12 protein-coding genes, 2 pseudogenes and 1 riboswitch are annotated in these 12,879 nt (G+C 74.7%); of the genes and pseudogenes, 7 read left to right on the top strand and 7 right to left on the bottom strand.

Features of this window, described 5'->3' with window-relative positions:
* Positions 1-698, bottom strand: a pseudogene (locus DMB66_RS53000) (LysR family transcriptional regulator); the annotation flags it as partial.
* A 71-nt stretch (positions 699-769) separates the two neighbouring features.
* Here DMB66_RS53000 and DMB66_RS52995 point away from each other — a divergent pair.
* Positions 770-1,639 carry a dihydrodipicolinate synthase family protein gene (locus DMB66_RS52995; protein WP_125811657.1) on the top strand — a complete coding sequence of 290 codons (870 nt, stop codon included), beginning with the start codon at positions 770-772 and terminating at the stop codon, positions 1,637-1,639.
* Positions 1,640-1,894: 255 nt separating this feature from the next.
* Entirely contained in the window at positions 1,895-3,817 is a 1,923-nt protein-coding gene (locus tag DMB66_RS52990; RefSeq protein ID WP_125811656.1) for a hypothetical protein, read from the top strand.
* A 46-nt stretch (positions 3,818-3,863) separates the two neighbouring features.
* Here the strand turns inward: DMB66_RS52990 and DMB66_RS52985 are convergent, their stop codons facing one another.
* Genes DMB66_RS52985 through mycP form a run of 3 tightly spaced genes read right to left on the bottom strand, consistent with a single transcriptional unit; the run spans position 3,864 to position 6,538 of the window.
* A complete protein-coding gene (locus tag DMB66_RS52985) occupies positions 3,864-4,394 on the bottom strand; it encodes a DUF6817 domain-containing protein (protein WP_125811655.1) in 531 nt (176 codons plus the stop codon).
* A 29-nt stretch (positions 4,395-4,423) separates the two neighbouring features.
* Positions 4,424-5,302, bottom strand: a complete 879-nt coding sequence (locus tag DMB66_RS52980; protein WP_125811654.1) for a virginiamycin B lyase — start codon at positions 5,300-5,302, stop codon at positions 4,424-4,426.
* 21 nt (positions 5,303-5,323) lie between these two features.
* Positions 5,324-6,538, bottom strand: coding sequence for a type VII secretion-associated serine protease mycosin (gene mycP / locus DMB66_RS52975; protein WP_125811653.1), 1,215 nt, complete (start codon positions 6,536-6,538; stop codon positions 5,324-5,326).
* Positions 6,539-6,680: 142 nt separating this feature from the next.
* Positions 6,681-6,752, top strand: a riboswitch (cobalamin riboswitch).
* A 61-nt stretch (positions 6,753-6,813) separates the two neighbouring features.
* Between mycP and DMB66_RS52970 the strand changes: the two genes are divergently transcribed.
* Genes DMB66_RS52970 through DMB66_RS52960 form a run of 3 tightly spaced genes read left to right on the top strand, consistent with a single transcriptional unit; the run spans position 6,814 to position 8,362 of the window.
* On the top strand, positions 6,814-7,017 hold the full coding sequence (locus tag DMB66_RS52970; RefSeq protein ID WP_125811652.1) for a CbtB domain-containing protein: 204 nt from the start codon (positions 6,814-6,816) through the stop codon (positions 7,015-7,017).
* On the top strand, positions 7,008-7,790 hold the full coding sequence (locus DMB66_RS52965) for a CbtA family protein (RefSeq protein WP_125811651.1): 783 nt from the start codon (positions 7,008-7,010) through the stop codon (positions 7,788-7,790). The genes DMB66_RS52970 and DMB66_RS52965 overlap by 10 nt, the downstream gene beginning before the upstream one ends.
* Positions 7,787-8,362, top strand: coding sequence for a histidine phosphatase family protein (locus tag DMB66_RS52960; RefSeq protein WP_199753163.1), 576 nt, complete (start codon positions 7,787-7,789; stop codon positions 8,360-8,362). The genes DMB66_RS52965 and DMB66_RS52960 overlap by 4 nt, the downstream gene beginning before the upstream one ends.
* A gap of 171 nt (positions 8,363-8,533) precedes the next feature.
* Here the strand turns inward: DMB66_RS52960 and DMB66_RS52955 are convergent, their stop codons facing one another.
* Entirely contained in the window at positions 8,534-9,334 is an 801-nt protein-coding gene (locus DMB66_RS52955) for an aminoglycoside phosphotransferase family protein (RefSeq protein WP_199753162.1), read from the bottom strand.
* Between the two features lie 277 nt (positions 9,335-9,611).
* Positions 9,612-10,178, bottom strand: a complete 567-nt coding sequence (locus tag DMB66_RS52950) for a helix-turn-helix transcriptional regulator (protein WP_125811649.1) — start codon at positions 10,176-10,178, stop codon at positions 9,612-9,614.
* Positions 10,179-10,225: 47 nt separating this feature from the next.
* Here DMB66_RS52950 and DMB66_RS52945 point away from each other — a divergent pair, with 47 nt between their 5' ends.
* Positions 10,226-11,086 (top strand): trans-aconitate 2-methyltransferase, encoded by an 861-nt coding sequence (locus tag DMB66_RS52945; protein WP_125811648.1) that lies wholly within the window; start codon positions 10,226-10,228, stop codon positions 11,084-11,086.
* A gap of 67 nt (positions 11,087-11,153) precedes the next feature.
* On the opposite strand, the gene DMB66_RS52940 is transcribed toward DMB66_RS52945, so the two are convergent.
* Entirely contained in the window at positions 11,154-11,879 is a 726-nt protein-coding gene (locus tag DMB66_RS52940) for a VOC family protein (RefSeq protein ID WP_125811647.1), read from the bottom strand.
* 406 nt (positions 11,880-12,285) lie between these two features.
* Here DMB66_RS52940 and DMB66_RS52935 point away from each other — a divergent pair.
* Positions 12,286-12,879, top strand: a pseudogene (locus DMB66_RS52935) (serine/threonine protein kinase); the annotation flags it as partial.

The following is a 12,879-nucleotide window of genomic DNA, read 5'->3' as shown; positions in this document are numbered from 1 at the left end:
CGGCGACCAGGGCCAGCACCGTGGTGAAGTCGTCGGCCTGGTGCCGGGCCCGGGGCGTGAAGCCCGCGGCCTGGCACACGTGCAGCGTCACGTCGTGGCACAGGGTGCCGGGGGCTGGCCACGATCCAGTCGGCGTCGCGCTGGTCGCGCAGCCCGCCGGAGCCGGTCGCCGGCAGCGCGAGAAACACCGTCTCGTCCAGCAGCGGCACGGCGTCCAGCATCGGGTCCGGCCGCACCGGGGCGACGTCGTAGTCGTGCAGCAGGCCCACGTCGAGGCGGTGTTCGCGCAGCGCGGCCGGGACCGCCGCCGGGTCCAGCTCGGTGACCATCAGGTCGAGTCCGGGGTGGCGTTCGGCCAGGGCGACCAGGGTGGCCGGCAGCAGCGTGCGGATCGCGGTCGGGAACGCGCCGATGCGCAGCGGGCCGGACAGGCCGGTGGCCAGGGCCGCGAGCGCGGTGCTCGCCTGCTCCAGGGCGGCCAGCACGCCGAGGCCGTGCTCGACCAGCACCCGGCCCGCGGGGGCGAGCGTGACGCGCCGGCCGGTGCGTTCGAGCAGCGGCATGCCGACCTCGCGTTCCAGCGCGGACAGTTGCTGGGACACCGCGGACGGGGTGTACATGTGCGCCTGCGCGACCGCGGCGATCGTGTCGAGGCGGGCGAGGTCGCAGAGCAGGCGCAGGCGCCGGACGTCGAGCATCAGCTGAGCTTACGGTTCTGTGCAGGAATGCGAACTGGACCTTATGCCGATGGCTGCCGGAGGCTGGGCGCATGACCTTCACCGGTGTGTACGTTCCGCTGATCACCCCGTTCGACGCGACCGGCGCGGTGGACCTGGACTCCTTGGAAGCCCTGGCCCGGCAGGTGCTGGCGGGCGGTGCGGCCGGCCTGGTGGCGCTGGGCACCACCGGGGAGCCGGCGGCGCTGAGCGCGGTCGAGCAGCGGGCCGTCGTGGACGTCACCGCCCGGGTGTGCCGGGAACGCGGCGCCGCCCTGGTGATCGGCGCCAACTCGGTCGAGGCGGTGCGGGCGTTGCGGGACCGGCCGCAGGTCAGCGCCGCGCTGAGCCTGGTGCCGCCGTTCCTGCGGCCGGGCGAGGACGGTGTCGTCGCGTACTTCGAGGCGCTGGCCGCGGCGAGCCCGGTGCCGGTCATCGTCTACCACGTGCCGTACCGGACCGGGCAGTCGTTGTCGGCCGCCACCGTGCGGCGGCTCGCCGCGATTCCCGGGGTGGCCGGGATGAAGCTGGCCGCCGGGGGCATCGACGCGGCGACGATGGAGCTGATGGCGGACCCGCCGGCCGGCTTCGCGGTGCTGGGCGCCGACGACGCGTTCGTGTCGCCGCTGCTGGCGCTGGGCGCGCACGGCGGCATCCTGGCCTCGGCGCACCTGGCCACCGACCGGTTCGCCGAGCTGGTGCGTGCCTGGCAGGCCGGGGACGCCGTACGGGCGCGGGCGGTCGGTCATCAGCTCACCGGGCTGGCGCTGGCGCTGTTCGCCGAGCCCAACCCCACCGTCCTCAAGGGCGTGCTGCACGCGCAGGGCCGCATCCCGACCGCCGCCGTGCGGCTGCCGCTGCTGCCCGCCGGCGGCGACAGCATCCGGGCGGCACTGGAGTGTCAGCCGGCGGGGTTGCCGTAGTCCGGTGCGCCGTACAGGTCGAGCCCGTCCGGGTGGTGCGGGTGAGGATCGCTTGCGCCAGGCCGGCGTAGACCCTCCGCGTCGCCGACCGGTGCGGGGGAACCCCCGTCGAAGCGAAGATCATCGGTCGACCCGCCAGGACCGTCGATTGACTTGGCTGCCGCCGCGCTCCTACGCTCTCCGTTTTCCAGCTGTCTTTTCAGTAACGCAGCGGTTAACACCGTCTATTGTGCTGGTAAACGGGGGGTTCAACACGTGTATGCCGTCCTGGCCTGGTTCTCCGAGCGCCGCGATCCCGCCGGGGCCGACGCCGCCCTGCGCCGCTGGCGAACCGCGGTGGATCCGCTGATCCCGGACACGTACGCGCGGCGGCACCTCGGCGGTGACGACTGGGGCCTGGAGGTCCTGCACACGACGGAGACCGGGGCGTACCGCTGGCCGATCTTCGCCGAGGACGGCCCGGTGACCGCCGTGTCGATGGGTCTGCCGGTCGGCATGGACACCACCGGCGGCCCGATCGGCCTGGCCCGGCGCCTGCTCGACGGCGAGGAGGTGCACGGCAACGTGGTGCCGCCGTTCACCATGCTGGCGACCGAGGGCGGCGAGCGCTTCACGATCCAGCAGGACTGGCTCGGCATGGGCCGGCTGTTCACCGGGACGGCCGACGGGATCACCGTCTACTGCACCCGGCCCAGCCTGGTCGCCGAGTTCCTGCACGGCCGCCGGGAGCCCGACATCGACGGCTGGCTGGCGTACACGGCCAGCGGCCAGTTCGGCGGTGACATGTCGCCGATCCGCGGCGTCCGGCTGATGTCGCCGGGCGAGCACGTCACCGGGCACCGGCACCCGGACGGCGGCTGGCGGCTGACCTCACGGATCCGCCGGTCCGCCGACGACGTCGTGGCCGACGGGGTGGCCGCCCAGGAGCACGGCCCCGAGGCCGCGGTCGAGTCCGCCGCGGAGAGCATGCTGGCCGTCGCCGACGGCATCTTCGACCTGTTCGACGACGAGATCATGATCGGGTTGTCCGGTGGCAAGGACTCCCGGGTCATCGCGGCGGTCTTCCTGGCCGCGGGCAAGCCGGTCACCTTCGAGACCAACGCGGACTTCGCCGCCGAGGGCGAAACCGCGCAACGGCTGCTAAAGATCGTCCGGGAGAGCCGGGGGTGGCAGCCCAAGCACCGGGTGTTCGAGGCCGGCACGCCGGCCGACGTGCTCAGCGAGGGCCTCTACGAGCGGACCACCCGGCTGCAGAGCCTGTACGACTTCCAGTTCCCGTCGAGCTACATCGAACGGCCGGCGACGCACCGGAAGCTGCCGGTGTACCGGCGCGCCTCGATCAGCGGCGTCGGCGGCGAACTCGTCGTGGCGTACTGGTATCCGCCTGACGAGAGCACCGACCTGGACATGGCCCTCGGCCGGCAGACCGCGATCAACCACTTGGCGCTCACCACCCCGCCGGCCGCGATGGCCCCCGAGGCGCTCGCCCGGGAGCAGGAGCGGATCGGCGCGATCGCCGATCGGGGCGCGAGCCTGGGCCTGCGCGGCCAGGCGCTGGGCGACTACGTCTATCTGGTCGAGCGCGACCGCCGCTGGTTCTCCCCCGCCTACCTGCACGGCATCGTCTCGCCCTTCCTGGCCCCGGCGGTCGTGGCCGCCTCGTTCGCGCTGACCGCGGCCGAGAAGCGCCGGTGGGCGCTCCACCACGGGCTGCTCGACCGGCTGGTGCCGGAGTGGTCCGGCGTGCCGTTCGTCAAGGGCGCCGCTCCCGGCCAGAGCAAGGCCACCGTCGTGTGGGATGGCGACGGTGTCGAGACGATGTGCGACCTGCTCGACACCACCGGTGGCCCGCTCACCGGCCTGATCCGCCCGGAGGCGGTGCGCACCGCCCTCACGCACTGCGTGAAGGGTACGTACCCGGCCAAACGCAACGCGCCCGCGCTGCGCCAGTTCACCTACCTGGCGGTGGCCACCCACGCGCTGCTGCCGGACGAGGTGCGCGACATACCGCCCACCACGTACGCCCGGCTGACCGCGCCGCCGCCGAAGAAGAAGACCCCGAAGCCTCCGCCGCCGCCACCGTCGCTGGTCCGCAGGGTCGGCCGGCGGCTGCGCTTCATCCGCCGGACCGCGCTGGGCCGCCGGGTGTGGTCGGCGGTCCGCGAGCGCGTCCGCTGATCGAGGTCCGGCTGCCGGCCCGGGCTCGCGACCTCGGGCCGATCCGTCAGCCCAGGACGCGGCGGGCCTCCGCGAGCACGGCCGGTGACGCCAGCGGCGCCCAGGAGTCGAACAGCTCGCGGAAGTAGTCGCCGTGGCGGGGCACGAAGGTGGCGTCCTGCTCGGCCACGTCGAGCTCGTTGACGATGCTCAGGTCGGTGAACGGGCGGACCTGCTCCGGGGCCAGGTCTCGCGGGCCGCCGGTGAAGCGGTCGCACACCTGGCGGGTCGCCGGCAGCGCCGCCCAGGTGCGGGAGCGGTCGCAGGCGCCGTACAGGTAGATCAGGGCCTCGGCCCGGTCGCCGACCAGCTCGCGCAGCGGCGCCCGGTCGGCCACCGCCAGCAGGGTCAGCTCGAAGCCGTCGGTGCCGTAGACGGCGTGGGCCAGCCCGGCCAGCCGCACCTGCGGGTCGTGGCCCAGCGCGCCGAGCCGGTCGTGGACCCGGACCAGGTGGGCGTAGAGGGTGCCGCCGGGGTGGTCGATGCGCTCGGCGCCGCGTTCGCGCAGCCACGCCCGCACGGTCTGCTCGGTGCTCACCCCTCGACCCTAGGGCCGCCGGAGGCGGCTCAGCCTGCGCGGTTCATCACAGCGACGCCGCCGGACTCCAGTGCCACCCACAGGTTGCCGTCCGGTCCGACGGCCAGGCCGTGCGGTTCGGACTTCGGCGTCGGCAGGTCGTGCTCGGTGACCGTGCCGGTGGGGCTGATGTGCGCGACCCGGTTGGCGCCCCACTCGGTGAACCAGCAGCCGTCGCCGGTCGCGACGATCGCGTGCGGGCGGGCCGTGCGGTCCGGCAGCGCGAACTCGGTGACGGCACCGTCGGGAGTGATCTTGGCGACCTGGCCGGCGCCGATCTCGACGCACCAGAGCGCGTCGGCGGTGGCGGTGATGCCGACCGGGGCGGCCGCCGGGGTGGGCAGCTCGTGCAGGGTGACGGCGCCGGCGGTGCTGATCCGGCCGACCGCGTTGGCCTGGTTGAGGGTGCACCACAGGGCGCCGTCGGGCCCGGCGGTGATCGTCGAGACGAACGCCCGTTCGGCCGGCAGCGGGTATTCGCGCAGGTCACCGCCGGGGGTGAGCCGACCGATCCGGTCGGCGTTCATCTCGGTGAACCAGAGCGCGCCGTCGGGGCCGGCGGTGATCCCGTACGGGCCGCAGCCGGGCTCCGGCAGCGCGAACTCGGTGAGCTCGCCGGCGGTGCTGATCCGGCCGATCCGGCCGTCGCCGGTGCGGGTGAACCACAGGGCACCGTCCGGGCCGGTGGTGATCACCGTCGGCTGGCACCCCGGCGCCGCGAGATCGAAGGTGCGCAGGTCGCCGTCGGTGCCGAGCCGGGCGATCCGGCCGGCGTGGGCGAGGGTCAGCCACAGGGCGCCGTCGGGGCCGGCGGTGATCCCGTACGGGCCGGCCTCCGCACCCGCGATCGTGATCTCCCGGATGTCCATCGCTGCCTCCTTGTTCCGTTCTCAGGGCAGTTCGGGGCCGGGCGGGCGCCAGCCGCGGCGCCGTCCCCGGCGCAGGGCGGCGGCGACCACCACGACGAGCAGGACCACGCCGGCGCCGACCGCGGCGACCAGCAGCGACATGTCCTGCGCGTGCGCGCGGCGGGTGGCCAGGGCGACCGCCGCGGGGTCCTCGGTGTGCATGATCACCGGTGCGGGGGCGGGCCTGGTCTCCGGCCCGAGGGTCTCGGTCAGCGCCCGGTACGGGTTCAGCACGCCGAAGCCGTACAGCTCGCTGCGCCGCCCGCCGGGGGCCGGGTCGGCGGTGGCGAGGATCCGCCGGGCCACCTGGGCCGGGGTCAGCGCCGGGAACCGCTGCTTGACCAGCGCGGCGGTGGCCGCGACGAACGGCGTCGCGTAGCTGGTGCCACTGCCCTGGGTGTGCCCGGCACCGGGCAGGGCGAAAGTGACCTCGGCACCGGGCGCCATCACGTCCACGTAGTCGCCGTGCTGGGAGAAGTCGCCGGCCACCCCGTTCGCGCCGATCGCGCCGACGCCGATCACGTCCGGATAGGACGCCGGATACGGCCGCGGGTTGCCCTCCTCGGGCTTGCCGTGGTTGCCGACGGCGGCCACCACGATCACCCCGGCGTCGACCGCCCGCGCCACGGCGTCGCGGACCCGGCTGTCGTCGTCGGTCATCACCAGCGACATGTTGATGACGTCGGCGCCGCCCTGGTCGACCGCCCAGTCGATCGCGGTGGCGAACCTGGCCGGGCTGGCCGGCTCCCCGCCGCTCTGCTGCTGGGTGTCGGTCTGCTCGCTGACCCGGACCGGAACGATGGTCGCGCCGGGCGCCAGCCCGCGCAGGCCCGCGCCGTCGGCCGGCCGCGCGGCGATGAGGCTGGCCACGGCGGTGCCGTGCCCGACGCAGTCCTGCCGGCCGGACGCGTTGTCGTGCAGGAAGTCCCGGCCGGTGGCGACCTGGCCGCGCAGCTGCGGATGCTCGTCGTCGACGCCGGAGTCGATGACCGCGACGCGCACCCCGGCGCCGGTGGCGAACGGGGCGAGCCGTTCCGGGGCGAACAGCTGCGTCTCGTAGGGCTTGGCGGCGCTGACCTTGCCCCGGGCCGGCGGATTTTGGCAGACGAAGGCGGCCCGGGCGGGCACGGCGGGCAGCAGCACGGCGCACGCGGCGCTCAGGCCGGTCAGCGCCGCCACCACCTTGTGTAACCTCATCGTCACTCCCCCGCACCACGACCGGCTTGGATGTTACCGAGGCGGCGCCCGCGGCGGTGACCCCGGGCCTGTGACCACGGGCTCGATTGACCCGCTCCGGCGGGCGCGGCTAGGTTGTGGGGACCATCTGCGGCGTTGTGAGGGAAACCGGTGAGAGTCCGGTGCGGTCGCGCCACTGTGAACGGTTCCCCGTGGGTTCCGTGAGTCAGGACGCTCACACGTACGCAGGCCTGTTGAACGGGACGCGTCATCCCGGTAGGAGGTCTTGCCCAGCCATGTCAGACATCTCGAACGCTCAGCCGCTGAGCCCGCCCGTGGTTTCCCCGCGGGTGCTCTGGACGGCCGCCGGCGCCGTCACCACGCTGCTGCTGCTGGCCTACCTGGTCGCCTTCGACCAGGGCGCGGTCTCGCAGTCCGGCATGTACCTGCACGAGCTCATGCACGACGGCCGTCACCTGCTCGGCGTCCCGTGTCACTGAGCGCGGCCCGCACCCCCTCGACCTACGGTGCCATCCTGCTGCGGGGCCTGCTGGCCGGCCTGATCGCCGGCCTGCTGGCCGGCGTCTTCGCGTACTCGACCGGCGAGAGCCGGATCGACGCCGCGATCGCGATCGAGGAGGCCGCGGCCCAGGCCGCTCCGGCCGGCGACGGTCACCACGAGGAGGAGCTGGTCTCCCGTACGGGCCAGAAGGGCGGGCTGTTCCTGGCCACGGCCCTGTACGGCGTGGCGATGGGCGGGCTGCTCGCGACGGCGTACGCGTTGCTGCGCCGGCGGTTGCGCACCCCGAGTGACACCCGGGCGGCGTTCGGGCTGGCCGGGGCCGCCCTGCTGGGCATCGTGCTGGTGCCGTTCGTGAAATATCCGGCGAACCCGCCGGCGGTCGGCGATCCGGCCACGATCAACCAGCGCACCATCAGCTGGCTGGCGATCGTGGTGATCGGCCTGGTCGCGGTCTGGGCCGGCGTGGTCGCCTCGCGTGCGCCGCGCGCGAGCGCGCCGGAGTGGCTGCGGGCCGCCGCGGCGCTGGCGGGGTTCCTGGTCGTGGTGGCGATCGGCTACGTGCTGCTGCCCTCGATCGACGAGGTGCCCGACACGTTCCCGCCGAGCCTGCTGTGGACGTTCCGGCTGGCCTCGCTCGGCACCCAGGTCACGCTGTGGACCGCGCTGGGGCTGGCGTTCGCCGCGCTGCTGCACCGTCAGCACAACAGGACGGCGCCCGCCGCCGAGCGGACCGAGGCCGTGTCCGTGTGAGCGGAGTGCGGCTGCTCGCCGCCGCCCCGACCCCGGCCCTGCGCCGGGCTGTCTTCGGTGGCGACGACGACGATCTCGATGAGGGCGGCCTGCGGGCCGCCCTCGCCCTTTCCGAACAGGACGGCACCGACCTCGGCGGCCGCACCGACCTCTGGGTCTGCGCGCCCTCGCAGGCGGCGCTGCAGACCGCCCGGGCGCTGGGACACGACGACCCGCTCATCGACAAGGCCCTGGCCGACCCGGGCTACGGCACCTGGAGCGGGCTGGGCCTGGGCGACGTGGCCGGCCGCGACCCCGACGGCCTGCGGGCCTGGCTGACCGACCCCGGCGCGGCGCCGCACGGCGGTGAGTCGCTGGCCGACGTCCGGCGGCGCGCGGGCGCCTGGCTGGACACCCAGGTGGAGCAGCGCACGGTCGCGGTCGCCCACCCGGTGGTGGTCCGCGCGGCGCTCACGCACGCCCTGGGGCTGCCGGACGCGGCGGTGTGGCAGCTCGACGTGGCCCCGCTGTCGCTGACCCGGCTGACCCACCGCACGGGCCGCTGGCACGTGTCGTTTCCCCCGGCCGGCTGAGCACCGCCCCGGGCCGGGGCGTTGCTCGTGCCGGACCCGGGGCGGTGCTCGTGCCGGACCCGGGGCGTTGCTCAGCCTGGGCGGAGCTCGTGCCGGACCGGGGCCGACGGCCGTCGGTGCTGGGCCGCCGGCCCCGGTCGTGCTGGGCCTGCGGCCCCGTCCGTGCTCGCGCTAGGCCGTGGCGGCCCGCTCGAGCAGGGTGCGATGGCGGATCATCCACCCGGCGGCCCGGGCCCGCCAGGCCAACGACCACAGCGGCGCCGGGTCGGCCGAGTCCGGGGTGATGCCGGCCCGGACCGCCTCGGCGGCACAGTCCCGGATCGCGAACTCGATCATCCGGCCGACCAGGCCCCGCCGGTCGGCGCGGGGCAGCCGGTAGCCGTCGAGGAACAGCCGCAGCTGCCCGGCGCGCGCGGCGGCGCCGGGCAGGCCGTGCCGCTCGGCGACGTCGTCGTCGTGCAGCTGGGCATGCCACCACGCGGCGGCGACGACCTCGTCGAGACGGTCGACCGGGCCGGCCAGGGTCCAGTCGATGAAGGCCACGGGCAAACCGTCACGGGCGACGGTGTGCCACGGTCCGGCATCGCAGTGGCCGATCACTGAATCCGGGCCCTGGTGATGCATCCACCAGGGTTGCCACACCGCGTCCGGCCCGGGCCGGAAGCTCGCTGTCGCGGTGTGCAGCTCACGGAGCAACGTGCCGGCCCGGGCGACGCCGTCGTCCGACCACGCGTGGGGGTGCACGATGCTGCCGTCGATGTAGGTCAGCACCTCGTTGCCGGCGGCGTCGATGCCGTCGCCGACCACCCGCGGGGAGCCGGGGAACCCGGCCTCCTCAAGGTGGCGCAGCAGGGCGTGCACGGTGCCGGTCCAGGGCCGGGCGGGACGCTTGATCGTCCCGCCGGAGCGGATGACTTGACTGGGTCCGCCTTCGGCCGCGGTCAGCGGCTCGAAGGACGATGCGGAAACCACGAATTCTCCTCGTGTCAGCGCGGTAAGCGGTGGAACAGCGCCGGATGACGGCGCCAGGAATCGACCGAAGTCGACGGGACCGCTACGAGCGAGGAGTCGGTGTATCTCGCCGGTCAGCGCGCGGCGGACTCACGGGTCGTAGCGGTGGCAGCCACCTCGCTGGGAACCATGCACATCATCGGGACCTCCTCGCCGAGCCGGGAACCGGAGATTATCGGGGCGGGCGCGGCGCTGCTACCGGGTTTCGCCGCCCGCGCCCGGCCCCGGCCGGCAGCGGTCACGGGCGCAGGTGGGTGCGTTGCCCGTCGTGGTCGAGGACGCACAGGATCTCGGCCGGGCCGCCGTGGGCACCGATGGCGTGCGGGGTCATGGTGGAGAACTCGGCGGCCTCACCGGCCTCGACCAGGATGGTCCGCTCCCCCAGCAGCAGCATGGCGGTGCCGGACAGCACGGTGAACCAGTCCGTGCCGGGATGCACGCCCAGCTCGGTCCCCGGGACGACCGGCTTGGTGATCCGCATCTTGGCCACGGTCACGCCGTTCGGCCCGAACCCGCGGCTCAGCAACCAGGTGGTCCGGCCCCGCGCCTCGTCGCGGTGCGGCCGGATCACCACGTCGCCGTCGTCGGCCGAAGCGACCAGCTGGTCGAGGGTGGTGCCCAGGACCCGGGCGATCGGGGCGAGCTGGTCCAGGGCGATGCGCCGGTGGCCGGTCTCGATCCGGCTGAGCGTGGAGGGGCTCAGGTGGCACCGCGCGGCCATCTCGTCGAGCGACCAGCCCCGGGCCACCCGGAGGCCCCGGATCCGTTCGCGGACCAGGCCGTCGAGAACACCGTCTTGCGTCATACGCAAGATGCTATGCCACAAGAGCAATGCCTGGGTACGGTCGGAGCATGCCGAATCACGCGCACGCTCAGCCCGCTCACGGACATCAACACGGCCACCGGGACGACGACACGGCCCTGGCGGAACTGGTGGACCTGGACGCCGAGGTGCTCAGCGCGCACCTCGGCGCCGTCATGGGTCTGCTCCACTCCGCCGCTGACGGGCCGGTCCGGCACATCGTCGACCTGGGCAGCGGCACCGGCACCGGCGCGTTCGCGCTGCTCCGGCGGTTCGCCGGCGCCGAGGTCGTCGCGGTGGACGCCGCCGCGACGATGCTCGACCGCGTCCGCGCCAAGGCCGCCGACCTGGGCCTGCGGGACGCGGTCCGGACGGTCCGCGCCGACCTGGACGAATCGTGGCCGGCGCTCGGGCCGGCCGACCTGGTGTGGGCGGCAGCGTCCCTGCACCATATGGCCGACCCCGACCGGGTCCTGGCCGGCGTCTTCGGCACGATCCGGCCGGGTGGCCTGCTCGCCGTCGCCGAACTGGACTCCTTCCCGCGTTTCCTGTCCGGCGACCTCGGCGACGGGCTCGAAGCGCGCTGCCACGCGGTCCTCGCCGAGGCGCGCGCCCGCGACCTGCCGCACATCGGCGACGACTGGGCGGCGCGGGTGCGCCGGGCCGGCTTCGCCGTGGAGCAGGACCGGACCTTCACCATCGACCTGGTTCCCCCGCTGCCCGCCGCCACCGGCCGGTACGCCCGCGCCTGCCTGCTCCGGGCGCGGACCGGTCTGCAGGGGCGGATCAGCGACGCGGACCTGGCTGCGCTCGACGCGCTGCTGGACGACGACGGGCCGGAAAGCATCGTGCGCCGCGACGATCTCCGGGTCCGCACCACCCGCACCCTCCTGCTGGCCCGCCGACCCTAGGCCGTGGTCCAGCAGAGGGCCGGGCTGCGGCGGGCCACCCTGCTGAAACCACGCCCTAGCCGCCGGGTCAGGGCAGTGCCGCCGTCAGGTCGGCGGCGGTCTCGAACGCGGCGGCCGCCCGGGTGGCCGCCTCCGGGCTCAGCTCCACCCGCTCGACGCGGGCGAGCATCTCGGCCGCGGTGTCCGGGTCGTCCAGCACCATCGCCACCTCGGCCCGGTAGACCAGGACCTCCACCCGGGTGACCGGGTCGTCGTCGGCCTCCAGGCGGGCCAGCGCGCTGTCGAGGATCCGGGCGGCCTGCCGGGCGTCGCCCTTGGAGTCGGCCAGGACGACGGCGTTCGCCAGGGCCTTGGCCAGCCGCCCGGTGGGCTCCGCCCCGGCGGCTTCCGGCGTGGCGGATTCCGGGTGCCGCACGACGCGGATCCAGTTGCCGCCGGGATCGATGACGCTGAAACCGGTCACCCCGCCGTAGTTCTTCCGCTGCCGCGGCCGGGTCATCCGCGGGGTGCCGGTGACCAGCACCTTGCCGTACGCGGCCCGCATGCCCGCCGCGAACTCCCGGTGCAACTGCCCGATGTCGTGGGTCAGCACGAGGCAGGAGCCGTAGGACTGCGCCGGGTCGAAGCCCGCCATCTCGAAGAAGTTCAGGTGCAGATCCTCGCGTTGCAGGGACGCGTACGGATTCGGTTTGCTCTGCCGGTACGTCGGGTGGAAGCCGAGCACCTCGTAGAAGGCGACGACGTCTTCGATGGAGGCGCAGGGCAGCAGCGGAATGGTCACTTCGTGGCTCATGCGCTCTTCCTAGCCGTCGCCGTCCGCCCGGCGCACATGGAAATAGCCGATCGTCGCCGTCGTCCCGCCGAACGGCCGATGACGCGCCGGAACCGCCGTCGTTTCGGCGCGGTGTTCCGAGGTTGTCGGTGGGCAGCGCTAAGGTCTGTTCGCGATGGTGGATGACGACAGTTCCGTGCCGACCGCCCCGACGACGACCAGCCTGGCGACCGCCCCGACGGCCGCCGGGACGACGAGCCTGGCGACGGCCGGGACGACCAGCGGGACGACGAGCCTGGCGACGGCCGGAACGGCCGCCGGGACGACCGGCCTGACGGCTTCGGGGTGGGCGGCTTCCGGGGCCGGTGCGGGCTACTCCGGCGATCCCGAGCCGGAGACGCGGCCCTGTGCGCATTGCGGGCGCCCGGTGCCGCAGCGGGCCGCCGCCGGCCGCCCGTTCCGCTATTGCCGCGACAACGACGGCGAGTGCCAGCGCGCCTCCCGCAACGTACGGATGCGCCACCGCTCCTCGCCCGGGCTGGCCGGCCAGGTCGCCCGCACCTGGGAGGCCGTCGACCGCCTCGACCAGCTCGTCGGCACGCTCAGCGAGGCCCTGCACGCCGAGATGTCCCCGGCCGGGGTGGAGCGGCAGGTGGCCGAGGTGCGGGCGGAGACGTCCCGGCAGATCGCCGCCGCGCACACCGAGCGCGACGACGCCCGCCACGACGCCGACCGGGCCGCCGAGGCGGCCGGTATCGCCGCGCAGGAGGCCGCGGTCGCGCGGGCCGAGCGCGACGACGCCCAGCAGCGCGCCCTGGAGGCCCGGCGGCTGGCCGAGGCGGCCGCGCAGCAGGCCCGGCTGGCCGCGGCCGGGCGCCGACGAGGCCCAGGCCGCCGCCAGCGCCGCCACCGCGCTGCGGGTGCAGGCCGAGACCGACCGCGACCGGGCCCGTGCGGAGGCCACCGCCGCCCGGCACGAGCTGGAGGGCGCCCGCCGGGAGGCCGAGACCGAGGCCCGGGC

It is taken from the genome of Actinoplanes sp. ATCC 53533, assembly GCF_003947245.1.
Note: the sequence above shows the minus strand (reverse complement) of the source record. Positions and strands in the feature narration are given on the sequence as shown.